Source organism: Tsukamurella pulmonis (assembly GCF_900103175.1).
Lineage (GTDB): Bacteria > Actinomycetota > Actinomycetes > Mycobacteriales > Mycobacteriaceae > Tsukamurella > Tsukamurella pulmonis.
In genome coordinates this window covers 3,638,669-3,663,912 of the sequence record NZ_FNLF01000002.1, presented here as the reverse complement: position 1 = coordinate 3,663,912, position 25,244 = coordinate 3,638,669, and the positions used below count along the sequence as shown (strand labels likewise).

The following is a 25,244-nucleotide window of genomic DNA, read 5'->3' as shown; positions in this document are numbered from 1 at the left end:
GGTGACCGATCACGACGCGGTCTTCGAAGCGCTGCGGCCCCGGCTGTTCGGGGTGGCCTACCGGATCCTCGCCTCGGCGCCGGACGCCGAGGACGTGGTCCAGGACGGGTGGCTGCGCTGGCGCGCGGCCGAGCGCGACGCGGTCCGCGACCCCGAGGCCTTCCTCGTGGTCACGGTGACGCGGCTCGCGCTGAACGCGGCGCAATCGGCGCGGGCGCGCCGTGAGCAGTACGTGGGAGAGTGGTTTCCTACGCCCGTCGACACCGCCGCCGACCCGGCGCTGGGCGCCGAGCGGACGGAGGCGCTGGAACTGGCCGTCGTGCACGTGCTGCAGCGACTGGCCCCGGAGGCGCGCGCCGCGTACGTGCTGCGTGAGGCCTTCGACCACCCGTACGCCCGGATCGCGGAGATCCTGCAGATGCGCGAGCCCGCCGTGCGCAAGCTGGTGAGCCGGGCCCGCACGCAGGTGGCGGGGGAGCGGCGCACCACGGCCACCCGCGCGCGGGCCCGGGCCCTGCTCGACGCCTTCCTCGCCGCCGCGCACGCGGGCGACGTCGCCGGGCTCGAGGCCGTCCTGGTGGCCGACGTGGTCAGCGAGACCGACGGTGGCGGGGCCCGCCGGGCCGGACGCCGGCCGGTGGTCGGAGGCAACGCGGTCGCCCGGTTCGTCGCGGGCTTCTCGGTGCGCTTCATGGCGGACACCACCGCGCGGATCGTCGAGGTCAACGGCCTGCCCGGTGCCGTCTTCACCCTCGACGGTGCGCCGGTGGCCCTGTTGTGTCCGACGGCCTCCGACGACGGTCTCACCCGGTTGATGTGGGTGATGAACGCCGAGAAGCTGGCGGATTTCGCCTGACGGTCACAACCGGACCTGCTATCCGGTCCTTGTAGTGGAGGCCCGAACGGATCGGGCCCGAGCGAGAGGACATGACATGGCGAAGTTCGTGGTGATCGGCGGCACCGGACTGATCGGGTCGAAGGTGGTGGCCGGCCTCACCGCCGCCGGGCACGAAGCGCTCGCGGCGGCCCCGAGCACGGGCGTGAACGCGGTCACCGGTGCGGGGCTCGCCGATGCGCTCGCGGGCGCCGAAGCCGTGGTGGACGTGGCGAATTCGCCGTCCTTCGAGGACGCCGCGGTGCTGGAGTTCTTCACCGCGTCCACCATCAATCTGCTCGCCGCCGCCCGGTCGGCGGGCGTCGCGCGCTACGTCGCGCTGTCGGTGGTGGGCACCGATCGGCTCGCCGAGAGCGGCTACTTCCGCGGGAAGATCGCGCAGGAGGAGCTGATCGAGGGCGGCGACGTGCCGTACACGATCGTCCGCGCCACGCAGTTCTTCGAGTTCGTGCCGGGCATCGCCGCCGCCTCCGAGGTCGACGGTGCCGTGCGCCTGCCGGGCGCGGGGATCCGGCCGATCGCCTCCGACGACGTGGCCGCCGCGGTCGTGCGGGCCGCGCTCGCCGCTCCCGTCGGTGGGCGCATCGAGGTCGCGGGACCCGAGGTCTTCGCCCTCGACGAACTGGTGCGCCGCGCGCTCGGGGAGGCCGGGGACGAGCGGACCGTCGTGCGGGATGCCGAGGCGACGTACTTCGGTGCGCGCCTGGACGACGGCACCCTGCTGCCCGGCCCGGGCGCCGAGATCGCGGCGACGAGGTTCTTCGGCTGATCGAGCACGCGTCGGCGGGCGCCGGAGCGGGCATATCGATCATGAAGTAACGAAATCTCACAGAAATTCGCAGTGTTTGTGAGTCGTTCTGTTAGATTTCGTGGCACTTCGTCTCGACTGCACAGGAGGCCGCCACTCATGACACTGGCGCTCGATGCTCCGCTCCGGCTCAACGTCGGCTTTCTCGACTACTGGCTCATCGCCATCTACTTCGTCTTCGTGCTGGGCATCGGCTACATGGCGCGCAGGCAGGTGGCCTCCAGCCTCGACTTCTTCCTCTCCGGCCGGCGCCTGCCCGCGTGGGTGACGGGCATCGCGTTCGTCTCCGCCAATCTCGGCGCGGTGGAGATCATGGGCATGTCGGCCAACGGCGCGCAGATCGGCATGGCGACGTTCCACTACTACTGGATCGGCGCCGTGCCGGCGATGGTCTTCCTCGGCATCGTGATGATGCCCTTCTACTACGGCTCCAAGGTGCGCAGCGTGCCGGAGTTCATGCGCAAGCGGTTCGGAACCGGTGCGCACCTGGTGAACTCGCTGAGCTTCGCCGTCGCCCAGGTACTCATCGCGGGCGTCAACCTCTTCCTCCTGGGCACCGTGATCAACGTGGTCCTCGGGTGGCCGCAGTGGGTTTCGCTGCTCGTGGCCGCCGCGGTGGTGCTCACCTACACGGTGCTCGGCGGCCTGTCCGCCGCCATCTACAACGAGGTGCTCCAGTTCTTCGTGATCCTCGCCGCACTCGTTCCCCTGACCGTGATCGGACTGATCAAGGTCGGCGGCTGGAGCGGGCTGAAGGAGAAGGTGATCGAGACCCGTACCGATCAGGGGGTCTCCGCCACCGTCGCCGATCAGCTGCACACCTGGCCGGGGCAGGCGCTCAGCGGGTTCGAGTCGCCGGTCTGGTCGGTGGTCGGCATCGTCTTCGGCCTCGGGTTCGTGCTCTCCTTCGGCTACTGGACGACGAACTTCGTCGAGGTGCAGCGCGCCATGGCCTCCGATTCGATGTCGGCGGCGCGGCGCACGCCGATCATCGGCGCCATCCCGAAGATGTTCATCCCGTTCGTCGTGGTGGTGCCGGGGATGATCTGCGCGGCCGCGGTCGGCGACATGATCAATCTCAAGAACAACGGGGCCGACGCCGGCGTGACGTACAACGACGCGATGCTGCTGATGATGCGCGACATCCTGCCCAACGGCCTGCTCGGCGTGGCGGTCGCCGGCTTGATCGCCTCCTTCATGGCGGGCATGGCGGCCAACGTCTCCGCGTTCAACACCGTCTTCAGCTTCGACCTCTGGCAGCAGTACGTCGTCAAGGACCGCGAGGACGCGTACTACATCCGGGTCGGTCAGGTGGCGACCGTCGTCGCCGTCCTCTTGGCCATCGGCACCGCGACCATCGCCGCCGGGTACTCGAACCTGATGGACTACCTGCAGACGCTGTTCGGGTTCTTCAACGCGCCGCTGTTCGCGACCTTCCTGCTCGGCATGTTCTGGAAGCGGATGACGCCGACCGCGGGCTGGGTCGGCCTCGTCTCGGGCACGCTCGCGGCGATCGTGGTCTTCGTGCTGCAGAACACCGGCGTCATCGACCTCCCCGGGCAGGGTATGGCCTTCGTCGCCGCATCGACGGCCTTCGTCGTGGACATCGTGGTCTCCGTGGCGGTCTCGGCCGTCACGAAGCCCAAACCCGACTCCGAGTTGGTGGGGTACGTCTACGCGCTGACCGACCGCGCGACGCTGCGGGGTGAGGACGATTCGGCCGCGCCCTGGTACTCGCGGCCCGTCCCGCTGGGCGCCGCGGTGATCGCCACCACGGTGGTGCTCGGGGTGATCTTCCGATGACCGGCGAGAACGACAACGGCTACGAGGAGAGGAACCCGAAGACCATGACCGACACCAGTGAGCGCGGCGCCCGCCTGGCGCGCCTGTTCGACATCCGCAACGTCGTCGGAGCACTCCTCGGGCTCTACGGGCTCGGCCTGCTCATCGCCGGCCTGTTCCCGGGGCTGGCGGAGGCCGGCACCCCGGGCCTCCAGCACCGGCCCGACGTCACGGATCTGGCGGCCGGTAGTTCCGCCAACCTCTGGGTCGGTGCCGCCCTGGTGCTCTGCGGCATCGCCTTCGTCGCGTGGGCGGTGCTGCGCCCGGCGCGGGCCTCGACGGATCAGGAGTAGGGCGCAGTGCTGGCAGCAGAGCGCCGTCGGTACATCCTCGCGGCGGCGGTGGCGCGCGGCGCGGTCCGCGTGATCGATCTCGCTGAGAGCCTGGACGTCTCGGAGATGACGATCCGGCGTGACCTCGACCGGCTCGAGGAGGCCGGGGAGCTGACCAAGGTGCACGGCGGCGCCGTCCGCACGGGCGCGAGCGCGGCCGCCCGCGGGTCGGAACCCATGTCGGCCCACAAGGCCGAGCGCGACACGGCGGAGAAGCGGGCGATCGCGACCACCGCGGCGGCGCTCGTGGAGGACGGCATGACCGTCGCGATCGGTGCCGGCACCACCACCCTCGAACTCGCGCGCCTGCTGCGCGGCCGCCCGATCGCCGTGGTGACCAACTCCATCTCCATCTTCCACGTGCTGACCGACCCGACCGGGGACATGATGGACGGGAGCGCGGTGCAGCTCACCGGGGGACAGCGCACCCCGTCGGACGCACTGGTCGGGCCCGTCGCGAACGCGATGCTCGAACGCGTCCGCTGCGATCGCGCGTTCCTGGGCACCCACGGCATCGACCCGACGGCGGGTTTCACGAGCCCCAACATCGGTGAGGCCGAGACCAATCGGCGCCTGATCGGGACGGCGCGCGTCACGCACATGCTGGCCGATCACACCAAGTTCGGAGAGATCGGCGCCCACCTGTTCGCCGAGTTCTCCGCGGTGGGCGGGCTCATCACCGATGCCGGGCTGGGGCCGGCGGCGCGCGAGGCGCTGGCCGATGTGCTCGCACTGACGATCGCGAACGGGGGCCCCGAATGACCCGGCACTCACCCACGCCGACCCGAGGCGCCCTCGCGGACGGCAGGGAGATCCTGCTCTTCGACCTCCCCGGGGCGCCGCAGCCCGTGCTCGGAGTCGATCACCGGAGCCTGGCGCCGCGGCCGGCGGAGCCGGTGACCACCGTGCGGCGGGACCCGCAGACCGGCGACCGGGTGATCATCGCGCCGGCCCGCCAGGACCGGACCTACAAGCCGGTCAAGTCGATGTGCCCGCTGTGCCCCGACCCCGAGGGGCTCTCCAGCGAGGTGCCCGTCGAGGACTACCGGGTCGCGGTGTTCGAGAACCGCTTCCCGTCGCTGGCGGGGACCGCGGCGCCCGGGCCCGGCCCCGTCGACGCCCTGCGGACGGAGACCGCCGGCGTCGGGCGTTGCGAGGTCGTCTGCTTCACCAGCGACCACGACGGTGCCTTCGCCCGGTTGCCGCACGAGCACGCCCGGCTGGTGCTCGACGTGTGGGCGCACCGGACGGCCGAGCTGCTCGCGCGGCCGGAGGTCGAGGAGGTGTACTGCTTCGAGAACCGCGGCGAGGAGATCGGTGTCACGCTGCCGCATCCGCACGGGCAGATCTACGCCTTCCCTTACCGGACGCCGCGCACGGAGTCGATCGTGGCGCGGGCCGAGGATTTCCGCGAGCGCGAGGGCGGGGACCTGTTCGAGGCGATCCTCGCCGCCGAGGTCGCCGACGGGACGCGCCTGCTCATCCGCACGGAGCACACCACCGCGTTCGTGCCGTACGCCGCGAAGTGGCCGGTCGAGGTGCACGTGTACCCGAACCGGCACGTGCGCAACCTCTCCGAGCTCACCGAGGCCGAGGCCGATGATCTGGCGGCGGTGTACTTGGCGCTGCTGCGCGCCTTCGACGCGCTCTACGACGCGCCCCTGCCGTACATCGCGTCCTGGCACCAGTACCGGCCCGACGCCGAGGAGGGGTACCTGCACGCGGAGCTGTTCTCCATCCGGCGCAGCGCCGACAAGCTCAAGTACCTGGCCGGCACGGAGTCCGGGCGCGACGCCTTCGTCACCGACAAGACGCCCGAGGCGATCGCGGACGGGCTGCGGGCGGTGATCGAATGACGGTGCGCGCCTACGCCCCCGGCCGGGTGAACCTGATCGGCGAGCACACCGACTACAACGACGGCTTCGCGCTGCCGATGGCCCTGCAGGTGGGCACCGACGCCGAATTCGACGCCACCGGTGCCGGTTCCGCGATCATCGTGAGCTCCGCGCAGGAGGAGGGCGCCGTCACCGTGCCGCTGGACACCATGCCGGGCGACGTCACGGGCTGGGCCTCCTACGTGGCGGGATGCGTGTGGGCGTTGCGCGGGCACGACGTCGACCTGCCGGCCGGGACACTGCGACTGCGCTCGGACGTGCCGGTGGGGGCGGGACTCTCGTCGTCCGCGGCGCTCGAATGCGCGGTGCTGCTGGCGTTGACCGCATCGTCGGGGGCGCTCGACCGGACCGAGCTCGCCCGGATCGCGCAGCGCGCCGAGAACGACTACGTCGGGGCGCCGACGGGCCTGCTCGACCAGATGAGCAGCCTGCACGGCGCCGAGGACACCGCGCTGCTGCTCGACTTCCGCACGCTCGCAGTCGATCCCGTTCCCCTGCGGCTCGGCGACGACGTGCTCCTCGCGATCGATTCGTACACGCCGCACCAGCACGCGGCGGGGGAGTACCGGCGCCGCCGCGAGGCCTGCGAGCGGGCGGCCGCGGAACTCGGGGTCGATTCCCTGCGTGACGCCGCGGACGACGACTGGAAGCGGCTGGCGGACGCCGAGACGCGGCGTCGGGCCCGGCACGTGCTCACCGAGAATCGGCGTGTGCTCGACGCCGCGGATGCGCTGCGCAGTGCCGATCACGCCGCCTTCGGCGCGCTGATGAACGACTCGCAGGCGTCGATGCGCGACGACTTCGCGATCACCGTGCCCGCCATCGACCTGATCGCCGAGACCGCCGTCGCGCTCGGCGCGTACGGCGCGCGGATGACCGGTGGTGGCTTCGGCGGCACCGTCATCGCCCTGGCGCCGGCCGACGCGGCCCGCAGCATCGTGGAGGAGCTGCCGGCCCGGGTCGCGGGTGCCGGCCACCCCACCCCGACGGTGACCTCGGTCCGGCCAGGGAGAGGCGCACACGTCATTGTGGATGTGTGAGCGCACAGATACGCCCGAACCGCCTCGCCTCCCGCCAGTCGGACTGTAGATTCCATTCCACGGAATTCGTCCGACTGTGAGGTCGGTGGGAAGAGGAGTGATGTGGTGGTTCGACGCGCTCTGGTAGTAGGCATTGTCGCGGTGGCGCTGACGGCCGCGGCATGCGGCTCCGGCGAAGATGCAGTGGTGTCGGGCTCGTCGACGGCGCAGGCGCCCGCAATGATCGTGCTGATCAATCCGAATTCGAGTGTGAGCGCGACCGACTCGATGGTCGCACTTGCGCGCTCCGAGGTGGGCGGAGCGGCCACGATCGTCGGCGTCACCAACGAGGGCGCGCCGGCGTTGCTCACCACCCAGCAGGACATGGTGACCGCCGCCCAGGGCGTGCTCCGTCGCGGCGTCGCGGCCGCGAAGGAGCCGGGCGTCCGGGCGATCGTCGTCGCGGCGTTCAGCGATCCCGGTCTGGCGGAACTGTCGAGTGCGGTGTCGATCCCCGTGTTCGGCATCGGCGCTGAGGCGTTCCGTGAAGCGGCGCAGGGCGGGCGTGCTTTCGGTATTGCGACCGTCACCTCGGACCCCGCACTGGTGGAGTCCTTCCGGCAGAAGGCCGACGAGCTGGGCGTCGGATCCCAGTACCGCGGTGTGCGGGTCACTCCCGGCGACGCCACGAGACTCGTCGCCGACCCGGACGCGCTCGACGCGGCCCTGCGCGATGCGGTACGCGCCTCGGTGGCGCAGGACGGTGCCGCGGCCGTGATCATGGGTGGCGGTCCGCTGTCACCGTCCGCCCTGCGGTTGCAGCCCGCGACCGACGTGCCGCTGATCGTCGCGGTCAACGCGGCGATGCGGAGCGCGGTCCGCGAGATCGGTTAAGCCGGTAGCGCCGTCGCGAGGCGGTGCACCGCTTTCCGCAGTTCTTCCGGGGTGCCGGTGGTGAAGCACAGGCGCAGGGCGTGCGAGAGATCGCGCTGCACCGCGAAGGCGGAGCCCGGGACGTAGGCGACTCCGGCCGCCACAGCCTCGTCGAGCCGGTCGGACGTCCGCGTTCCGTCGGTGAACTCGCCCCAGAGGAACATGCCGCCCTCGGGGCGGGTGGGGCGCAGGCGATCGCCGAACGCCTCGATCAGCGCCGCGTGCAGAGCGAGCGCCCGCTCGGCGTAGGCGGCGCGGATCCGCTCGACGTGCTCGTCGAGCCATGCGGTGTCCGCGAGCAGTTCGGCGGCGATGGCCTGGGTCAGGCTCGAGCCGCACAGGTCCGCCCCCTGCTTGAGTCGCTCGACGAGCGCGAGAACCCCGGCGTCGCCGTGCATCCAGCCCACCCGCAGCGACGGCGCGACGATCTTCGACGCGCTCGACAGGCGCAGCACCCGGTCGGAGTACGCGGCGACGGGTGGCACCGTCGACCCGGCGAACCGCAGCTCCCCGTACGGATCGTCCTCGATGATCCAGAAGCCGAATTCGTCGGCGAGACGGGCGAGTTCGCGCCGTCGTCCCTCGGCCAGCGTCGCGCCGCCCGGGTTGTGGAAGTTCGAGACCGTGTGCACGATCCGGACGCGCGCGCGTTGCAGGATCGGGCGCAGCTCGTCGGTGCGCATGCCGTCCGCGTCCATCGGCACGCCGATGACGCGCGCCCGTGTGGTGTCGAAGGCCTGCAGCGCGCCGATGTAGCCGGGGTCCTCGACGATCACCGCGTCACCCGGATCGAGCAGCGCCTGCGCCAGCAGCGAAAGGGCCTGCTGCGAGCCGTGCGTGACGACGACGGCCCCGGCGTCCCGGCCGAGCTTCGCGGACTCGCGGGCGTGCACCACCTCGCGCAGCGCCGGGGCGCCGGTGGTCACGCCGTACTGCAGCGCCGACGGTGACCGCAGGGCCGCCGCCGCGGCACGGGCCACCCGCTCCACGGGCAGCGACTCGGAGGAGGGGAGGCCGCCCGCCAGCGAGAGCACGCCGGGCTGCTCGACGACGGCGAGCAGGTCGCGGATCGCGGAACCGCGCACGGCGCGGACGGACAGGGAGCCGGATTCCTCGGACATGCAGGAACCATCTCAGACGCTGTCCCATATGTCGAAACCATTATCTCATTGATTGAGACAGCTGTAGCTGTCGCGCTCCCTAGCGGGACGTGCATCACCCCGGCGTGTCGTGCATTCCCCCTGTCCATGGACCTGGGGAGGTGGCCGCCCCGCTAGGGACGGCGACGGGGGCGGAGGCGGGGCGGCGGGTCAGGCCCAGTTCAGCGTGCGCTCCACCGCGCGGTTCCACTCGTCGAACAGGTGCTCGCGCTGCTCGGCCGGCATCGTCGGGAGCCACCGGCGATCCTCCGCCCAATTGGTGCGGATCTCCTCGAGCGTCCACACGCCGGTGGCGTACCCCGCGGCGTAGGCGGCGCCGAGTGCGGTGGTCTCGATGATCCGCGGCCGGATCACGGGCACGTTCAGCACGTCGGCCTGGAACTGCATCAGCATGTCGTTGACCACCATGCCGCCGTCGACGCGCAGCTCCGTGAGTGCGATGCCGCTGTCGCCGTTCATGGCGTCGATCACCTCGCGCGACTGGTAGGCCGTCGCCTCCAGCGCGGCGCGCGCGATGTGCCGCTTGTCGGAGAAGCGGGTCAGGCCCACGATGACGCCGCGGGCGTCGGGCCGCCAGCGCGGCGCGAACAACCCGGAGAACGCGGGCACCACGTAGACCCCGCCGTTGTCCTCGACACCCGTGGCCAGCTCCTCGATCTCGGGCGCCGACGAGATGATGCCCAGGTTGTCGCGCAGCCACTGCACCAGTGACCCGCTGACCGCGACCGACCCCTCGAGCGCGTACACCGTCGGCGCGTCGCCCAGCTTGTAGCAGACCGTCGTGAGCAGTCCGTGCTCGCTGAAGACCGGCCGCTCGCCGGTGTTGACCAGGAGGAAGTTGCCCGTGCCGTAGGTGTTCTTGGCAGTCCCCGGATCGAGGGCCGCCTGCCCGAACATGGCCGCCTGCTGATCGCCGAGGATCCCGGCGATCGGCACTCCGCCGAACACCCCGCGCTCCCGGACGGTGCCGTAGACCTCGGCGCTGGAACGGATCTCGGGCAGCATGGACATCGGGATCCCCATCGCGGCGCAGGTCGCCGGGTCCCACGCGCCGTCCGCGAGGTTCATCAACATCGTCCGCGAAGCGTTGGTGATGTCGGTGACGTGCAGCGGCCGGGTGGTGTCGGCGCGCCCCGGCCCGAAGTCGTCGTCGGTGGTCAGGTTCCACACCAGCCACGAGTCGATCGTCCCGGCGCACAGCTCGCCCCGCTCGGCCCGTTCCCGCGCACCGTCGACGTGATCGAGGATCCAGGCGATCTTGGGTCCGGAGAAGTAGGTGGACAGCGGCAGGCCGCAGGAGGCCCGGAACCGGTCGCGGTCGGGCTCGTCGAGGCCGACGGACGCGAGTTCCTCGCAGAGCGCGTCGGTGCGGGTGTCCTGCCAGACGACGGCGTTGTGGATCGGCTCGCCGGTGGCCCGGTCCCACACCACCACGGTCTCCCGCTGATTGGTGATACCGACCGCGGCGATGTCGGCGGCGGTGAGGTCGGAGGCGGCGAGGGCCTCGGCACACACCAGGCGCGTGTTCCGCCATATCTGCGTGGCGTCGTGCTCCACCCACCCGCCGCGTGGGAAGATCTGGTCGTGTTCCCGTTGTTCGGAGGCCACGATGGTCCCGCGCCGATCGAAGATGATGCACCGCGTCGAGCTGGTGCCCTGATCGATGGCGGCGACGAACTGCGGGGCGCGCGAGTAATGAGCCACGACCGAATACTGACATGGTGATCACTGATGAACGCTGCCAACCCTGAATCCGCCGCGACGCCGGGTGCTTCCGGCGCGGCCTCTGCGGGCGTCGCGACCACCGCGTCCCTGCTCTCACCGGAGTACCGGACCCAGGCCTGGGACCGCCTCGGCTCCGACGAGTTCGACCTCGTCGTGATCGGCGGCGGCGTCGTCGGCGTGGGCACCGCGCTCGACGCCGCGACCCGTGGCCTGAAGGTGGCGCTCGTGGAGGCCCGCGACTTCGCCTCGGGCACCAGCTCGCGCAGCTCCAAGATGTTCCACGGCGGGCTGCGCTACCTGGAGCAGCTCGAGTTCGGCCTGGTGCGCGAGGCGCTGCACGAACGCGAGCTCTCGCTCTCCACGCTGGCCCCGCACCTGGTCAAGCCGCTGCCCTTCCTGGCGCCGCTGACCAAGCGCGTCATTGAGCGGCCGTACATGGCGGCGGGCATGTTCCTCTACGACACCATGGGCGGCGCCAAGTCGGTCCCCGCGCAGAAGCACCTCACCCGCGCCGGCGCGCTGCGGCTCGCGCCCGGGCTCAAGCGCGGCGCTCTGGTCGGCGGCATCCGCTACTTCGACACCGTCGTCGACGACGCCCGGCACACCATGACCGTCGCCCGCACCGCGGCCCACTACGGCGCCGTGGTCCGCACGTCGACGCAGGTCGTCGACTTCCTGCGCGAGGCGGACCGGGTCTCCGGCGTCGTGGTCCGCGACAGCGAGACCGGCGAGACCACCGAGGTCCGCTCCACCGTCGTCGTCAACGCCACCGGCGTCTGGACCGACGAACTGCAGGCACTCTCGCACCAGAAGGGGCGCTTCCGGGTCCGGGCGAGCAAGGGCGTGCACATCCTGGTGCCGCGCGACCGAATCGTCAGCGACGTGGCGCTGATCCTGCGCACCGAGAAGAGCGTGCTGTTCGTGATCCCGTGGGGCATCCACTGGATCATCGGCACCACCGACACCGACTGGAATCTCGATCTCGCGCACCCCGCGGCCACCGCGACGGACATCGACTACATCCTCGACCACGTCAACAAGGTGCTCATCACGGAGCTGACCCGCGACGACATCACCGGCGTGTACGCGGGCCTGCGCCCGCTGCTGGCGGGCGAGTCCGACGAGACGTCCAAGCTCTCGCGCGAGCACGCCGTCGCCGCGATCGCGCCCGGCCTCGTGACCATCGCGGGCGGCAAGTACACCACCTACCGGGTGATGGGCGCGGACGCCGTCGACGCCGCGGAGGCCTACCTGCCGCACAAGATCCCCGCCTCGTGCACCGAGAAGGTGCCGCTGCTCGGGGCCGACGGCTACTACGCGCTGACCAACCAGACCACGTCGATCGCGCGCGAGCACGACGTGCACCCGCACCGGGTCACGCACCTGCTCAACCGGTACGGCTCGCTCATCGGCGACGTGCTGGCGTTGGCCGAGGAGGATCGAGGACTGCTGGAGCCGCTGGCCGGCGCCCCGCAGTACCTGCGGGTGGAGGCGCTGTACGCCGCGAAGGCGGAGGGTGCCCTGCACCTGGAGGACGTGCTGGCGCGACGCACTCGCATCTCCATCGAGTACCCGGACCGGGGTCTCGAGGCAGCCGCCGAGGTCGCGGAGCTCATCGCGCCGGTGCTGGGCTGGTCCGCGGCCGATGTCGCGCGGGAGTTGGAGAACTACGGCGCGCGCGTGGCCGCCGAGATCGAATCGCAGAGCATGCCGGACGACGAGACCGCCGACGCGCTGCGCGCCGCGGCGCCCGAGGCCCGCGGCGAGATCCTCGAGCCGGTGCCCGTCCCCGGCGCTGAGCACGGGGCGCTCCGGCAGTAGTCGTGCGCCGCCCCTCGCACTCGCCTCGGCCGAACGGCCGAGTCGCGGCGGGGTGGTTCGATCCTTCGGTGGAGTCGGCGGCGGCCGCACTCCGGCAGAGTCGCGTCATGATCATGACGCGCCTGGATCGGGTCATGCTCGGTGTGGTCCTCGCCGGCGGATGGGCGATCGGGACGGTGATCTCCCTCATCGTCAACGCGTCCCCGTTGTCCGTGGTCCTGATCGCGGTGGCGTCCCTGGGGGGCGCCGTCACCGTGTGGTCCGAGATCCGCGGAGCCAGCGCGGCATGGTCATGGGGTGGGGCGGCGGTCGCCGCCGTGGCGTTCACGGTGGCGGCCGTCGGTCCTCACGGCGAACCGATCTGGCCGGCCGGCGCGTGCTGGGTGTTCGTCATCGTCGCCGGGATCACGGCGTCGTACGCGGACACCTCGTTCGACGGGGTGCTCGAGCTCGCGGCGGGCGTCCTCGCCGTCCTCCCGGTGGTTCCGCTGGCGATGCACGCGCCGCAGCTGTGGATCCTGGCCTTCCTCATGGCGGGTGCGGTGAACGCCGCCGTCATGTTCGGACACCGGCACCGCACGGCGGAGCGGAAGATCGAGGAGACACGGGCGGAGGTCCAGTTGGCCGAGCGCACCGCGATGGCGCGGGAACTGCACGACGTGATCGCCCACGAAGTGACGGGGATCGTGGTGCTGGCGCAGGCGGGGATCGCGGCGGGCTCGGACGCCACCGGCACGCTCGCCCGGATCGAGCGCAGCGGCGCGCGCGCCCTCGCCGACATCCGCGCCATGGTCGGGACCCTGCGGGAGCCGAACGACGGTCCGCTGCCGCTCGCCCCGTCGGCGTCGGGATCGCTCGGGCTGCGGGCGGCGCTCGCCGATCTCGCCCAGGACGTCGCGGGGGAGCGGATCACGCTGGCCGTCGATCCCGCGGCGGACGGCGAGGAGGTCCCGGACCTCGTGCGGCTGGTCGCGCACCGCGTGGTGATCGAGGGCGTCACGAACGCCCGCCGGCACGCGCCGGGCGGGAGCGTGCGGGTCACCGTCGGGCGCGAGGACGGGGCGCTCCGGGTCGACGTGGCCGACGACGGACCCGCCGACGGCGGGCCGGCGGGCCCCGGCCCCGGCGGCGGAACCGGCTTGACGGGCCTGGTCGAGCGGGCGGCCACCGTCGGGGGAGAGGTGACGTACGGTCCCGACGGACAGGGGTGGTTGTTGTCGGCGAGCCTGCCGATGCACGGGGGAGCGGTGACGTGACGATCAGGGTGGTGCTGGCGGACGACCAGGAGATGGTGCGGATCGGCTTCGCGATGATCCTCGGGGCCGTACCGGACATGCAGGTGGTGGGGCAGGCGGCCGACGGGGTCGAGGCGGTCGGCGTGATCGCCGAAACCCGCCCCGACGTGGTGCTCCTCGACATCCGGATGCCCCGACTCGACGGCATCGAGGTGTGCCGGCGCGTCGCCGAATCGTCGACGCGGGTGGTGATCGTGACGACCTTCGGCGAGCCCGACTACGTCGACGCGGCGCTCGGCGCGGGTGCCTCGGGCTTCCTGCTCAAGGACGCCGGGCCGGACCTGCTGATCGCCGCGGTCCGCGCCGCCGCGACGGGGGACGCCCTGATCAGCCCCGAACTCACCGTCGACCTGCTGGCCAGGAGCCGGGGTTCCGGGCGGCGCGACGCCGCGGCGGCGGTGGCGCTCGCCGAACTGACTACGCGCGAGCGCGAGGTGGCCCAGTGCGTGGCCCGCGGCCGCACGAACGCCGAGATCGCCGACGAACTGGTGATCAGTCTGGGCACCGTCAAGACCCACCTCGGCGCGATCACCCGCCGGCTGGGCGCGCGCAATCGCGTCGAGGTCGCCGCGGCGATGTGGGCCGCGGGCGAGATGGACTGAGCCGCGTCAGCGAGCCGCGGGCGGGACGGTCACCGGCGCGGTGCTCGACGGCGCGGTGCTCGACGGCGCGGTGCTCGTGGCGCTCGCGGCGCTCGAGGAGGGAGCGGCGCTCGCGGACGGTGCCGCGCTCGCGGAGGGGCTCGCCGGGGTCAGGACGAAGGTCCACGCGCGGTTGTTGTCCGGATCGGTGAGCACGAGCTCGGTGCCGTTGCGCGACCAGATCCGCTCGCCCTTGAGGGCCTCGCTGATCGCGGTCTGCGTGCCCTTGGGGTCCTGGCAGTACATCATCGTCGACGCCAGGCCGGCGCCGAAGTCGACGCGGTCCGCCGTGGCCAGCGACGTCGCGGTGCCGGTCAGGGTGTTGCACGAGTCGTTGCCCGAGATGTTCGAGCCCTGGACCCGGAACCAGGCCTTCGGGTCGGACTTCAGGCGCCACTGCGCGCCCACGAGGGAGGGCTTCGACGGCGCCGCGGTGGCGGCGGGCGCGGAGCTCCCGGAGGGCTTCGAGGAGGTGGCGGGATCGGCGCCCGCGGAGGCGGCGCAGCCGGCCGTGAGCACGGCGGCGCCCGCGAGCAGAGGGAGGACGAGGGAGGCGGACTTACGCATCATGGATGCGATTATGCCGCCTCCCTCGTCACAGGGGAAACTTCAGCAACACCCTAGTGGGGCTTACTGATGTTCACGCTCTCCTTCGTGGGGCCGTCCGCCGGGCCGTCGGCGGCGGAGGTCGCCGGCGCGCCCGCGGCGTTCGCGACCGTCGCCGGGACGCCCGGCACCGCGGCGGCGTCCGCTGCGGGGTCGATGTCCAGCGTGGTGCGCAGGGGCTTGTTCGGCAGCAGGGCGACGGCGATCAGGGTGACGATCGCGCACACCGTCGAGACCATGAAGATGCGCCCCGTGGCGTCGCCGAACGCGGCGTTGGTGATCTCCACGAACAGCGGATTGCGCAGGTCCGGGACCACCTGCTGGGCGAGCGCACCCTCCTTGACCAGGTCGGTGACGCGTGCCGTGAGCACCGCGCCCAGCGCGGAGACGCCGATCGCGCCGCCGAAGGTGCGGAAGAAGGCCACGGAGCTCGAGGCCGCGCCGATGTTCTGCACGCTGACGGTGTTCTGCACGGCGAGCACCAGGTTCTGCATCAGGGCGCCGACACCCAGGCCCATGATCGCGATGAAGACCTGCACCCGCCAGATCGGGGTGAGGTGATCGATGGTGCTCAGCAGGGCGAAGCCGATGACCAGGACGATCGCACCGCCGACGACGAACTGCTTCCACTTGCCGGTCCGCGTGATCAGCTGGCCCGAGACGACGGACGAGAACAGCATGCCCACGACCATCGGGATGGTCAGGACGCCGGCCATCGTCGGGCTGTAGCCGCGCGAGTTCTGGAAGTAGAGGCCGAGGAACGACATGGCGCCGAACATGCCGACGCCCACCGCGATCGAGGCGATGATCGCGAGCGCGGTGGTGCGCTCGGTGATGATCGTGAGCGGGATGATCGGATCCTTCGCGCGCTTCTCCACGACGATCGTCGCGACGAGCAGTGCGATGCCCGCGGCCAGGTACACGGCCGACGAGGTGGACGCCCAGCCGTAGTTCTTGCCGGCGAACGAGACCCAGATCAGCAGCACGGACACGCCCGAGGTCAGCAGCAGGGCGCCGAGCCAGTCGATGGAGACGTCCTGCTTGCGGGTCGAGGACAGGTGCAGGGTGCGCTGGATCAGGATCAGCGCGAACACGGCCAGCGGCACGCTGACGTAGAAGCACCAGCGCCAGCCGATGTGGTCGGTGATGACGCCGCCCAGGATCGGACCGCCCGCCATCGAGACGGCCATGGTCGCGCCCATGTAGCCGGAGTACCGGCCGCGCTCGCGGGGCGGGATGATGCTGCCGATGATGGCGACGACGAGCGCCGTCAGGCCGCCCATGCCGATGCCCTGGATCACGCGCGCGACCATCAGGACCTCGATGTTCGGCGTCGCGCCGGCGAGCACGGAGCCGACCACGAAGATGATGATCGCGGCCTGCACCAGGACCTTCTTGTTGAACAGGTCGGCCAGCTTGCCCCAGATCGGGGTGGACGCCGCGTTGGCCAGGAGCGCGGTGGTGATCACCCACGAGAACGCGGTCGTCGAGGCGCCGAGGTCGTCGATGATCTTCGGGAGTGCGGTGGACACGACGGTGGTGCTCAGCAGCGCCGTGAACAGGGCGGCGAGCAGGCCCGCCATGACCTCGAGGATCTCCCGATGGGTCATCGGAGCCTCGGTCTGCGGTGGCGTTTCCGCCGTGGTCTCGGACATCGGGCCTTCCTTCAAAACTCTAAGCAATAACGTGCAGGGTGCAACTGTAACGGCGGCGAAGATATTCCACCAACTCATTACCGTGTGATGCGGCTCGCAGAAGGTGGAACGTGTTCTAGGTTGGTCGCATGGCCTTCACCATCGACCACAGCCGGGAGATCGCGGCGCCGCCCGCTCTCGTCTGGCAGGCGCTCACCGACTTCGACGCCTACCCCGAGTGGAATCCGTTCGCGGTGCAGGCGCGCTGCGACCTGCGACCCGGCGGCGCGATCACCATGCGGGTCGCCCTGCGACCGCCGAAGGTGATGACGCAGAAGGAGTTCATCGTCTCCGTCGACGAGGGGCGCGGGTTCGCGTACGCCATGAAGCCCGCTCCCGCAGGACTGCTACGCAGCATCCGCGAGCAGGACATCGCCGACCTCGGCGACGGGCGTTCGCGCTACACCTCGCACTTCCAGCTCGACGGTCCGCTCTCGCCCCTCGTCGGGCTGCTCCTCGGGGCGAACCTGCAGCGCGGCTTCGACGGCAACGTCGACGGTCTCGTGCAGCGGGCGGAGCTGCTCGCGCGCTGACCGCCGCACGGGCGCGTCAGCCGTCCATGCGGAAGCCGATCTTCAGCGTCACCTGGGTGTGCGCGACGGCCCCGTTCTCGATGTGACCGCGGGTGGAGACCACCTCGAACCACTCCAGGTTCCGCATGGTCTGCGCGGCGCGGTCGACCGCGTTGGCGATGGCCGCGTCGAACCCCTCCGTGGAGGACCCGACGACTTCGATGACTCGATACACGTTGTTCGTCATACCTCCCCATGTTCCGCCTCCACCGCGATCGGGGTGGCGGAACGGCGAGGTCGCTACTGCGCGCGCACGCGGCGCGTGAACCGCGCGCTCGCGCGGGCGACCACCCGGTCCTCGCCGTCGGTCACCCGGATGACGAACAGGTCCTCCTTGGGCAGGCGTTCCCCGATGCCGGCCTCGGCGCGCAGGGAGTCGCCCAGGCGGGTCGGGCGCAGGTAGTCGATGTGGATCGCGCTGGCCACGCCGGTGTGCTCGTCGTCGTTGGCCGCCGCGGCCACCGCCGTGCCGACGAGGGCGAAGACGAAGGCGCCGTGCGTGGTGTCGTGCGGGTTGAGGTGGTCCTCGGTGACCGTCACCGTCGACACCGCGCGGCCGCCGCCGTGCCCCGTCACCTCGATCCCGAGGAACTGGGCGTAGCGGTCGACGGGCTGTGTGCTCATGCCTCCATCCTTCCCGACGGTGTCGCGGGCTCCGCACCGTCCTCCCCCTCGATCCATCCCGTCCCCACCGGGACGCACGGCGGATCGGTGGGGAGGGAACGGATCGAGGGGGCAAGGTGGCGGATCGGTGGGGAGGGAACGGACCGGGTGGGAATGGCTCACCGGGCGCGCGCGGCGTCGACGAGGCCGTGCCGGGCCATTGCGGGCAGTAGCAGCGCGTGGAGCCGGCCCGGCACGATGAGGTGGCGCCACTGCCAGCGGATGACCTCGCCGCCGGAATCCGTGAACTCGGCGGCGCGGGCCTTCTCCTCGGCGAGGGCGGCGGCCTGCTCCTCAGCCGTTTCGCCGTACTTGCCCTCCCCGTCGAACTCGCCGACGAGGGTGCCCCACGCGAAGTCGGCGAAGTAGGTGCGGCCGCCGATCGCGTACTCGGCCTGCAGGCGCGGCTGCGGGAGATTCCAGTTCAGCATGTCGATCCGCGACCAGGATTCGCCCGGCGACTCACTGCGCTCGACCGACAGTTCGAGCGCTCGACGGGCCGTTGCAACGCCGCGCCGGGTGCCGAGCCGATCGAGGTGGACGTGCAACTCGTCGACGCTCACGGGTGGCGGATCGTCCGGCCTCGGGTAGCGCCGGACCAGGCGGACGGCGTCGAAGGCGCAGACGCCGCGGAGGAGGTCGCCGGACATCGCGACGTCGACCGCCGTCCGGGCCCGCGAGGTGACGGGGATGCCGTCCACCGTCGTGATCTCCTCCGGCTGAAGGGGCCGCGGGTGGAGGTGGACCTTGCCCGCCCGGCCGCCGCGGACGCCTCCGCCGTGGTCGCGCCCGGTGGTGAAGTGCACGTGGGTGCGTGCCGGATGGAGGAACGGTATGTCGTGCAGTGCCGCGGCGCTCTCGTGGCTGACCACGTGGATGCGGTTGACGGTCGCGGCTCGCACGCGCAGGAGGTACTTCACCCACGGCGCGCTGTCGTCGGGCACGGTGTACATGCCGCTCGCAAGCCGTTCGAGCTCGCCGGCGGCCACGGCGCGACTGATGGCGCCGCTGCTCCACCCCGTCGATTCCAGATGTCCCCGCGTCAAGATCGTCCCCATACCCGCAGTGAACCAGTGCCCGCGGACGTCGATCCCCGCGTAGACGCGGTTATCCACATGCAGTGGGGTTCGGGCGGTGCCGTCGTGGAATCCATCCACAGGCCATCGTCCCCCCCTGATACGTCGCCTCCCCACCTGAACGCCGCGCGAAACGGTGGGAGAGGAACGGATCGAGGGGGAGGGGTGGCGGATCGGTGGGGAGGCGACGAATCGGGTGGGAGATCAGCGGACGCGAAGACCTTTGGGGGTGCGGGCGAAGCCCGCGGCGGTCAGCGCCCCGGCCAGGGGCGAGGTGAGGGCGGGGGCACCGTCGATCTTCTCGACCGTGAGGCCACCGAACCGGGGCGCGGCACCGGCGAGCGCGGTCAGTGCGGCGTCCGGCGCGTCGGTGAAGGTGAGCAGGGTGCGGCCGCCGCGCTCGACGAAGAGGGCCAGCGCACCGTCGACCAGGACGACGACGGCGCCCGCCTTGCGCCCCGGCCGGGCGCCCTCCTCGCCGCGGTCGGGCCAGGGCAGCGCCGCACCGTACGGATTGGCGGGATCGGTGGCCGCCAGGACCAGCGCCGAGGTCTCGCCGTGCTGCTCGGCCCGTTCGAGCGCGGACGCCGCGTCGCGCAGCGCGTCGACGGTGCCGCTCCGCGCGAACTGGGCCGCCCCGAGGCGCTCGATGAAGTACCCGCGCCGCGCCTTGCCGGACTCCTCGAAGGCGGCCAGCGTGCGGTAGACCCGGGCGAAGCCGCCCTCCACGTGCTCGGCCGTGACCGCGCCGCGGGTCACCACGCCGTAGCGCTCCAGCAGTTGCTCGGCGATCGCCGCCGACTGCTCCGTGGCGCTCGCCTCCACCGGGGCGGGAGGCAGGGACCACCGGCCCCCGACCATCGGCGGGGCCTGGTCGACCGCGACGCGGTACCGCGCCCGCGGCGGTCGCCGGGGCGTGCGGTGCGCCGTGGCGCGGCGCCCGCCGGACAGGCGCGCACGGACCGGGGCGAAGGTGTCGCCCGTGAGTCGGCCCGCCCAGACCAGGTCCCACAGCGCCTCCGGCGTCGCGCCCGGGAGCTGGCGGTAGAAGTACGCCCCGCCGCCGCGGACCGCGTCCTCGATCGCCTCGTGCGCGGCGGTGGTGTCGAGCGGTGCCGGCGGCGGCAGCGTCAGCGGAGCGAGATCGGCGGGGTGGAAGGCGATCCAGCCGTCCTGCGCGCCGATCGCGCCGTGCCCGGTCCACACCACCTCGCCGGTGCCGGTGAGCTCGTCGAGCATGGCGGGGGAGTAGTCCGCGACGCGCTGCGGCAGGACCAGCGACTCCCACGCCGAGGCGGGCACGGGGACGCCGGCCAGCTGGTCGATGACCGCGGCGACGCCGTCGATGCCGCGCAGCGGGGACGTCAGGTGGTGCCAGCCCGCGAGGAACTGCGCGTACGCGCGTTCGGGCACGGGCTCCACGTCCTGCCGCAGGCGCGCGAGGCTGCGCTGCCGGATGCGCCGCAGCACCTCGGCGTCGCAGAACTGCGGCACACCGTCGAGACCGGCGTCGTCGGCGTCGGGGACGAACCGGCCCTCGATCACGCGCCGCGCCGCGACGAGTTCCGTGAGCGGGCGCTGCACCACCGCGACGCCCAGCCCGTAGCGGGCGGCGACCTCGGCGGCGGTGAACGGCCCGTGCCGGCGGGCGTACCGCGCGATCAGGTCACCCACCGGATCGGGCACCGCATCGGTGAAGGCCGACGCGATCCCCGGCTGCAACGGCACGCCCAGGCCGTCGCGCAGCCGCGCCGCATCCTCGACGGCCGCGATCCACCCGTCGCCGTACTCGAAGACGCGTCCCGCGGCGAGCAGCTCGTCCACCGCGGTAGGCGCTCCCTCGGACCGCGCGGCGATCTCGGCGCGGGTGAGCGGGCCGAGCTCGCGGATCAGATCCGCGACCTGCTCGACGGTGCGCGCCCGGTAGCCGGGCGCGGTGCGCTGCAGCTGGGCACCGACCTCGGCGACGATCTCGGCGTCGAGCAGCTCCGTCAGCTCGACCCGGCCGAGCAACTGCGAGAGCACCGCCGGATCGAGGCTGAGCACCGCCGCCCGGCGCTCGGCCAGCGGCGCATCGCCCTCGTACATGAACGCGCCCACGTAGCTGAACAACAGTGAGGCCGCGAACGGCGAGGGCACGGGCGTCTCCACCTCCGCCAGGCGGACCGACCGCGCCTCGAGGGCGCGGTGCACGGCGATCAGCTCGGGGACGTCGTAGACGTCCTGCAGGCACTCGCGCACGGCCTCGAGGACGATGGGGAACTGCGGGTACCCGCGCGCCACCTCGAGCAACTGGCTCGCGCGCTGGCGCTGCTGCCACAGCGGTGCCCGCTTGCCCGGATCGCGGCGCGGGAGCAGCAGGGCGCGCGCGGCGCACTCGCGGAACCGGGAGGCGAACAGCGCGCTCGATCCCACCGCGTCGGTGACCAGCGCATCGATCTCATCCGGCTCGAACCGGAAGAGCTCGCCACCGGGCGGGGTGTCGTCCGTATCGGGCAGGCGGATCAGGATCCCGTCGTCGGTGGCGGTGACCGCGCCCGAAAGCCCGAGGGAGGCGTTCAGGCGCGCGCCGATCGCGAGTGCCCACGGTGCGTGCACCTTCATCCCGAGCGGCGAGTGCAGCGCGACGCGCCAGTCGCCGAGCTCGTCGCGGAACCGCTCGACCACCAGCGTGCGGTCGGTGGGCAGGACGCCCGTGGCCCGCTGCTGCTCGTCGAGCAGGGCGATGAGGTTGTCGGTGGCCCACTCGCCGAGGCCCACCTGCTGCGCGCGGGCCCGCTGCTCGGTGGCGCCGAGCGCGGTGAACTCGCGGGTGAACCGGCCGATCGCCCGGCCCAGTTCGGCCGGGCGGCCGACCGTATCGCCGACCCAGAACGGCAGCCGGCCCGGCTGGCCGAAGGCGGGGGAGACCAGGACGCGGTCGTGCGTGATCTCCTCGATCTTCCAGCTCGTGGCCCCCAGCGCGAAGACATCGCCCACCCGCGATTCGTAGACCATCTCCTCGTCGAGTTCGCCCACGCGGGACGCCTTCTCACCGACCATGAACACGCCGAAGAGGCCGCGGTCGGGGATGGCGCCGCCCGAGGTGACGGCGAGCCGGCCCGCACCGGGCCTGCCGGTGAGTGTGCCCGCGTCGCGGTCCCACACCACGCGCGGGCGCAGCTCGCCGAAGTCCTCCGCGGGGTAGCGACCCGAGATCAGGTCGAGCACCGCCTCGTACGCCGAGTCCGGCAGCGCGGCATAGGGATGCGCCCGCCGTACCAGGGCCAGCCACTCGTGCACGTCGAGCACGTCCATGGCCGCGGCGGCGATGCTCTGCTGGGCCAGCACGTCGAGCGGGTTGCGCGGCACGACGAGCTTCTCGATCGCGCCCTCGCGCATGCGCTGCACGGTGACGGTGCTGTGCAGCAGATCCGTGCGGTGCTTGGGGAAGAAGACGCCGCGGCTGGGCTCGCCCACCTGGTGCCCGGCGCGGCCGACGCGCTGCAGCCCGGCGGCGACCGAGGGCGGGGCCTCCACCTGGATCACCAGATCGACCGCGCCCATGTCGATCCCGAGTTCCAGGCTGGAGGTGGCGACCACGCAGCGCAGCCGGCCCGACTTCAGATCGTCCTCGATGAGCGCGCGCTGCTCCTTGCTCACCGAGCCGTGGTGCGCCCGCGCCAGCACCGCCTCCGCCCCGTGCGTCTGGCCGCTGGCGAGCAGCTGCGCGGGCGAGCCGCCCGCGACGGCGGGATTGGGCGGCCCCGCGTGCACCCCCGCGGCGAGCTCGTTGATCCGGGCGGTGAGCCGCTCGGCCAGCCGGCGCGAGTTGGCGAAGACGATGGTGGAGCGGTGCCGCTCGATCAGCTCGACGATGGCCGACTCCACGTGGGGCCACAGCGAGCCCTGCTGCACGGGTTCGTCCGGATCCTCGGCGACCACGTCGAGCTCCGTCATGTCCGCCACGGGCACGGTGACGCTGAGCTCGAAGGCCTTCTCCGAGGGCGGGCGCACCACCGTCGCGGGGCGCGGGCCGCCGAGGAAGGCCGCCACCTCCTGCGCCGGCTCCACGGTGGCGGACAGGCCGATCCGCTGCGCCGGCTCCTCCAGCAGGGCGTCGAGCCGCTCGAGCGAGAGCGCCAGATGCGTGCCGCGCTTGGTGCCCGCGACGGCGTGCACCTCGTCGACGATCACGGTGTGCACCTGCGTCAGGCTCTCGCGCGCCTGCGAGGTGAGCATGAGGAACAGCGACTCGGGGGTGGTGATGAGGATGTCCGGCGGGGTGCGCACCAGTTGCCGCCGCTGCTGGGCCGGCGTATCGCCGGAGCGCACGCCGACGGTGACCGCCGGGGCCGGTTCGCCACGGCGCTCGCGCACGCGCGCGATGCCCGCCAGGGGCGCCCGCAGGTTGCGCTCGACGTCGACCGCGAGGGCCTTGAGCGGGGAGATGTAGAGCACGGACGTGCCGCGCGGACCGTCGGACTGCGACGGTGCCGGACGGTCCGCGAGCCGGTCCAGGGCCCACAGGAACGCCGAGAGGGTCTTGCCGGAGCCGGTGGGCGCCACGACCAGCGTGTTCTCGCCCCGGGCGATCGATCGCCACGCCCCGGCCTGCGCCGCGGTGGGGGCGGCGAACGACTCGGTGAACCACTCGGCGGTGGCGGGCGTGAACGCCCGGAGGGCGTCCGGCATGCCTTCATCATGGCGCAGGGCACCGACAACCCGCGGCCGGGAAGGTCGAGGCGCCCATTCGCGTGCGACTTTGTCGACCCTCTGATTGAATCGCAAAGAACGGATTCCGGACACGGGTCGCCGACGGCGATCGGGGAGAGAGCGGTGCGACATGGGGAACCCCGTCGTCGATTGTCCTGCAGGTGAGATCAGTGGCGCGCTGGTGGGCGGTGTCGCCCGGTACCTGGGGATCCCGTACGCGCAGCCCCCGGTCGGGGAGCGGCGCTTCCGCCTGCCCGAGCCGGTGGACCGGCTGCCCGGCGTGTTCCGTGCGACGGAGTTCGGGCCGACGCCGCCGGCGTCGATGGAACTCCCCGAGCCGTACAGCTATCCGGTGATCGAGGGCGACGACTGGCTCACGCTCAACGTGTGGGCCCCCGCGGACGCCGAGCCCGGCGCGAAGCTGCCGGTGTACGTGTGGATCTACGGCGGCTCGTTCGCGATGGGCAGCAGTGCGCAGTCCCTGTTCGACGGGACGGCGTTCGCGCGCGACGGGATCGTCTACGTCTCCATCAACTACCGGGTGGGCCTCGAGGGCTTCACGCACCTGGCCGACGCGCCGGACAACCGCGGCCTGCACGATCAGATCCTCGCTCTGCAGTGGGTGCAGGAGAACATCGAGGCCTTCGGCGGCGATCCTGCGCGGGTCACGATCGGCGGCGAGTCCGCGGGGTCGATGAGTGTGTCCACGCTGGCCACGACGACGTACGCGGGATCGCTGTTCCAGCAGGTGATCTGCGAATCGGGCATCGGCGTCGCGGCCCCGGTCGAGACGGCGCGCAAGGCCGCCATGCCGCTGCACGCGGGCCTGGGGCTCCACATGGCGGCGAAGGCCCTGCGCGACGGCGACCCGCGGCAGCACGCCGCCGCGGTGGCGAAGGTGATGCGCACCCTGAGCCCGCACAACGTGCTCACGCTGTTCCCTCCCGTCATCGACGGCGACCTGGTGCCGGTCAACCCGGCCGCCCGCCTCGCGAGCGGCCCGGTGCCCGTCCGGATGCTCATCGGCAACAACCGCAAGGAATCCGATTTCTGGCGGGTCTTCGGTGAGTTCGTGCCGAGCGATCGCACCCTCACCGCGCTGGGCGAGCTGCTGCGCCCGTTCGGCGCCGTCCCGCCCGTCGTGGCGGCCTACCAGGAGGTCTACGGCTCCTCGCTGACGGCCGGGGAGATCTTCCTCGAGCTGCTCTCCGACGGTGCCTTCGGCGGCCCGACCTACGCGGCGCAGACGGGTCAGGGCGAGAACTGCTACGCCTACTACTTCACCTGGCCGTCGAGCATCCACACGAAGTCGGCGATGCACACGCTCGATCTGGGCTTCGCCTTCGACAACATCGCCGATCCGGGCTTCACCCTCTACGGCGGCGAGGACGCGCCGCAGGAACTGGCCGACGACGTGCACGGCCGATGGGTCGACTTCATCACTACGGGCACGCCCGGCGCCGGGTGGAGCCCGTTCCGGTCCGAGGAGGACCTGCACGTGTTCGGCCCGGCGGCCGAGCGGAACACCCGGGCCCTGTCCGCCTGGACGTACTGATCCGGCGGTCGCCGCGC

The 25,244-nt window shown here is 71.9% G+C and carries 21 protein-coding genes; 13 read left to right on the top strand and 8 right to left on the bottom strand.

The window, feature by feature from the left end:
- Position 1 precedes the first annotated feature (1 nt).
- The 8 genes from BLQ62_RS17940 (at position 2) to BLQ62_RS17905 (ending at position 7,685) form a co-directional block, all read left to right on the top strand.
- Positions 2–856 carry a sigma-70 family RNA polymerase sigma factor gene (locus tag BLQ62_RS17940; RefSeq protein ID WP_068568187.1) on the top strand — a complete coding sequence of 285 codons (855 nt, stop codon included), beginning with the start codon at positions 2–4 and terminating at the stop codon, positions 854–856.
- A 76-nt stretch (positions 857–932) separates the two neighbouring features.
- Complete coding sequence (locus BLQ62_RS17935; protein WP_068568188.1) at positions 933–1,664, top strand: SDR family oxidoreductase; 732 nt, start codon at positions 933–935, stop codon at positions 1,662–1,664.
- Between the two features lie 138 nt (positions 1,665–1,802).
- On the top strand, positions 1,803–3,506 hold the full coding sequence (locus BLQ62_RS17930; RefSeq protein WP_068528885.1) for a sodium:solute symporter family protein: 1,704 nt from the start codon (positions 1,803–1,805) through the stop codon (positions 3,504–3,506).
- 44 nt (positions 3,507–3,550) lie between these two features.
- Positions 3,551–3,838, top strand: coding sequence for a hypothetical protein (locus tag BLQ62_RS17925; RefSeq protein WP_068530356.1), 288 nt, complete (start codon positions 3,551–3,553; stop codon positions 3,836–3,838).
- A 6-nt stretch (positions 3,839–3,844) separates the two neighbouring features.
- Positions 3,845–4,639 (top strand): DeoR/GlpR family DNA-binding transcription regulator, encoded by a 795-nt coding sequence (locus tag BLQ62_RS17920; protein ID WP_068528889.1) that lies wholly within the window; start codon positions 3,845–3,847, stop codon positions 4,637–4,639.
- Entirely contained in the window at positions 4,636–5,733 is a 1,098-nt protein-coding gene (galT, locus tag BLQ62_RS17915; RefSeq protein ID WP_068568191.1) for a galactose-1-phosphate uridylyltransferase, read from the top strand. Before BLQ62_RS17920 ends, galT begins: the two co-directional genes overlap by 4 nt.
- Complete coding sequence (gene galK, locus BLQ62_RS17910; RefSeq protein ID WP_068568192.1) at positions 5,730–6,812, top strand: galactokinase; 1,083 nt, start codon at positions 5,730–5,732, stop codon at positions 6,810–6,812. The genes galT and galK overlap by 4 nt, the downstream gene beginning before the upstream one ends.
- Before the next feature lie 219 nt (positions 6,813–7,031).
- On the top strand, positions 7,032–7,685 hold the full coding sequence (locus tag BLQ62_RS17905; RefSeq protein WP_068528899.1) for an aspartate/glutamate racemase family protein: 654 nt from the start codon (positions 7,032–7,034) through the stop codon (positions 7,683–7,685).
- Here BLQ62_RS17905 and BLQ62_RS17900 read toward each other — a convergent pair.
- Together BLQ62_RS17900 and glpK are read right to left on the bottom strand one after the other, a co-directional pair.
- Positions 7,682–8,845, bottom strand: a complete 1,164-nt coding sequence (locus tag BLQ62_RS17900) for an aminotransferase-like domain-containing protein (RefSeq protein WP_068568194.1) — start codon at positions 8,843–8,845, stop codon at positions 7,682–7,684. The genes BLQ62_RS17905 and BLQ62_RS17900 overlap by 4 nt on opposite strands.
- Positions 8,846–9,034: 189 nt before the next feature.
- Positions 9,035–10,588, bottom strand: coding sequence for a glycerol kinase GlpK (gene glpK, locus BLQ62_RS17895; RefSeq protein ID WP_068568197.1), 1,554 nt, complete (start codon positions 10,586–10,588; stop codon positions 9,035–9,037).
- A 27-nt stretch (positions 10,589–10,615) separates the two neighbouring features.
- On the opposite strand from glpK, the gene BLQ62_RS17890 reads away from it, so the two are divergent.
- The 3 genes from BLQ62_RS17890 (at position 10,616) to BLQ62_RS17880 (ending at position 14,327) form a co-directional block, all read left to right on the top strand.
- On the top strand, positions 10,616–12,430 hold the full coding sequence (locus BLQ62_RS17890) for a glycerol-3-phosphate dehydrogenase/oxidase (protein ID WP_231857711.1): 1,815 nt from the start codon (positions 10,616–10,618) through the stop codon (positions 12,428–12,430).
- Between the two features lie 107 nt (positions 12,431–12,537).
- The gene (locus BLQ62_RS17885) at positions 12,538–13,686 is read left to right on the top strand and encodes a sensor histidine kinase (RefSeq protein WP_139061734.1); all 1,149 of its coding nucleotides are present in this window, start codon (positions 12,538–12,540) and stop codon (positions 13,684–13,686) included.
- Complete coding sequence (locus tag BLQ62_RS17880; protein ID WP_082756827.1) at positions 13,683–14,327, top strand: response regulator; 645 nt, start codon at positions 13,683–13,685, stop codon at positions 14,325–14,327. The genes BLQ62_RS17885 and BLQ62_RS17880 overlap by 4 nt, the downstream gene beginning before the upstream one ends.
- Positions 14,328–14,333: 6 nt before the next feature.
- Here BLQ62_RS17880 and BLQ62_RS17875 read toward each other — a convergent pair whose 3' ends face one another.
- Both BLQ62_RS17875 and BLQ62_RS17870 read right to left on the bottom strand, forming a co-directional pair.
- Positions 14,334–14,936: an META domain-containing protein gene (locus tag BLQ62_RS17875; RefSeq protein WP_068568198.1), complete on the bottom strand. Its 603-nt coding sequence runs from the start codon at positions 14,934–14,936 to the stop codon at positions 14,334–14,336.
- A 50-nt stretch (positions 14,937–14,986) separates the two neighbouring features.
- The gene (locus BLQ62_RS17870) at positions 14,987–16,627 is read right to left on the bottom strand and encodes an MDR family MFS transporter (RefSeq protein ID WP_082756828.1); all 1,641 of its coding nucleotides are present in this window, start codon (positions 16,625–16,627) and stop codon (positions 14,987–14,989) included.
- Between the two features lie 128 nt (positions 16,628–16,755).
- Here BLQ62_RS17870 and BLQ62_RS17865 point away from each other — a divergent pair, with 128 nt between their 5' ends.
- Positions 16,756–17,199 carry an SRPBCC domain-containing protein gene (locus tag BLQ62_RS17865; RefSeq protein WP_068568199.1) on the top strand — a complete coding sequence of 148 codons (444 nt, stop codon included), beginning with the start codon at positions 16,756–16,758 and terminating at the stop codon, positions 17,197–17,199.
- Between the two features lie 16 nt (positions 17,200–17,215).
- Here the strand turns inward: BLQ62_RS17865 and BLQ62_RS17860 are convergent, their stop codons facing one another.
- The 4 genes from BLQ62_RS17860 to BLQ62_RS17845 all read right to left on the bottom strand — a co-directional run bounded on the left by BLQ62_RS17860 (position 17,216) and on the right by BLQ62_RS17845 (position 23,651).
- Positions 17,216–17,425 carry a dodecin gene (locus BLQ62_RS17860; RefSeq protein ID WP_068528915.1) on the bottom strand — a complete coding sequence of 70 codons (210 nt, stop codon included), beginning with the start codon at positions 17,423–17,425 and terminating at the stop codon, positions 17,216–17,218.
- 53 nt (positions 17,426–17,478) lie between these two features.
- The gene (locus BLQ62_RS17855) at positions 17,479–17,862 is read right to left on the bottom strand and encodes a PaaI family thioesterase (protein ID WP_068528916.1); all 384 of its coding nucleotides are present in this window, start codon (positions 17,860–17,862) and stop codon (positions 17,479–17,481) included.
- A 158-nt stretch (positions 17,863–18,020) separates the two neighbouring features.
- A complete protein-coding gene (locus BLQ62_RS17850; protein WP_082756865.1) occupies positions 18,021–18,959 on the bottom strand; it encodes a type IV toxin-antitoxin system AbiEi family antitoxin domain-containing protein in 939 nt (312 codons plus the stop codon).
- Between the two features lie 222 nt (positions 18,960–19,181).
- A complete protein-coding gene (locus tag BLQ62_RS17845; RefSeq protein WP_068568201.1) occupies positions 19,182–23,651 on the bottom strand; it encodes an ATP-dependent helicase in 4,470 nt (1,489 codons plus the stop codon).
- 151 nt (positions 23,652–23,802) lie between these two features.
- On the opposite strand from BLQ62_RS17845, the gene BLQ62_RS17840 reads away from it, so the two are divergent.
- Complete coding sequence (locus tag BLQ62_RS17840; protein ID WP_082756830.1) at positions 23,803–25,227, top strand: carboxylesterase/lipase family protein; 1,425 nt, start codon at positions 23,803–23,805, stop codon at positions 25,225–25,227.
- The last annotated feature ends 17 nt before the right edge of the window (positions 25,228–25,244 follow it).

What these genes read in the sequence shown, in the direction of transcription:
- BLQ62_RS17890 (WP_231857711.1), top strand. Translation starts at nt 10,616, where the DNA reads ATGAACGCTGCCAACCCTGAATCCGCCGCGACGCCGGGTGCTTCCGGC.
- BLQ62_RS17850 (WP_082756865.1), bottom strand. Translation starts at nt 18,959, where the DNA reads ATGGGGACGATCTTGACGCGGGGACATCTGGAATCGACGGGGTGGAGC.
- BLQ62_RS17905 (WP_068528899.1), top strand. Translation starts at nt 7,032, where the DNA reads ATGATCGTGCTGATCAATCCGAATTCGAGTGTGAGCGCGACCGACTCG.
- galK (WP_068568192.1), top strand. Translation starts at nt 5,730, where the DNA reads ATGACGGTGCGCGCCTACGCCCCCGGCCGGGTGAACCTGATCGGCGAG.
- BLQ62_RS17855 (WP_068528916.1), bottom strand. Translation starts at nt 17,862, where the DNA reads ATGAGCACACAGCCCGTCGACCGCTACGCCCAGTTCCTCGGGATCGAG.
- galT (WP_068568191.1), top strand. Translation starts at nt 4,636, where the DNA reads ATGACCCGGCACTCACCCACGCCGACCCGAGGCGCCCTCGCGGACGGC.
- BLQ62_RS17930 (WP_068528885.1), top strand. Translation starts at nt 1,803, where the DNA reads ATGACACTGGCGCTCGATGCTCCGCTCCGGCTCAACGTCGGCTTTCTC.
- BLQ62_RS17870 (WP_082756828.1), bottom strand. Translation starts at nt 16,627, where the DNA reads ATGTCCGAGACCACGGCGGAAACGCCACCGCAGACCGAGGCTCCGATG.
- BLQ62_RS17875 (WP_068568198.1), bottom strand. Translation starts at nt 14,936, where the DNA reads ATGATGCGTAAGTCCGCCTCCCTCGTCCTCCCTCTGCTCGCGGGCGCC.
- BLQ62_RS17860 (WP_068528915.1), bottom strand. Translation starts at nt 17,425, where the DNA reads ATGACGAACAACGTGTATCGAGTCATCGAAGTCGTCGGGTCCTCCACG.
- BLQ62_RS17935 (WP_068568188.1), top strand. Translation starts at nt 933, where the DNA reads ATGGCGAAGTTCGTGGTGATCGGCGGCACCGGACTGATCGGGTCGAAG.
- BLQ62_RS17840 (WP_082756830.1), top strand. Translation starts at nt 23,803, where the DNA reads ATGGGGAACCCCGTCGTCGATTGTCCTGCAGGTGAGATCAGTGGCGCG.
- BLQ62_RS17865 (WP_068568199.1), top strand. Translation starts at nt 16,756, where the DNA reads ATGGCCTTCACCATCGACCACAGCCGGGAGATCGCGGCGCCGCCCGCT.
- BLQ62_RS17900 (WP_068568194.1), bottom strand. Translation starts at nt 8,845, where the DNA reads ATGTCCGAGGAATCCGGCTCCCTGTCCGTCCGCGCCGTGCGCGGTTCC.
- BLQ62_RS17925 (WP_068530356.1), top strand. Translation starts at nt 3,551, where the DNA reads ATGACCGACACCAGTGAGCGCGGCGCCCGCCTGGCGCGCCTGTTCGAC.
- BLQ62_RS17885 (WP_139061734.1), top strand. Translation starts at nt 12,538, where the DNA reads ATGATCATGACGCGCCTGGATCGGGTCATGCTCGGTGTGGTCCTCGCC.
- BLQ62_RS17845 (WP_068568201.1), bottom strand. Translation starts at nt 23,651, where the DNA reads ATGCCGGACGCCCTCCGGGCGTTCACGCCCGCCACCGCCGAGTGGTTC.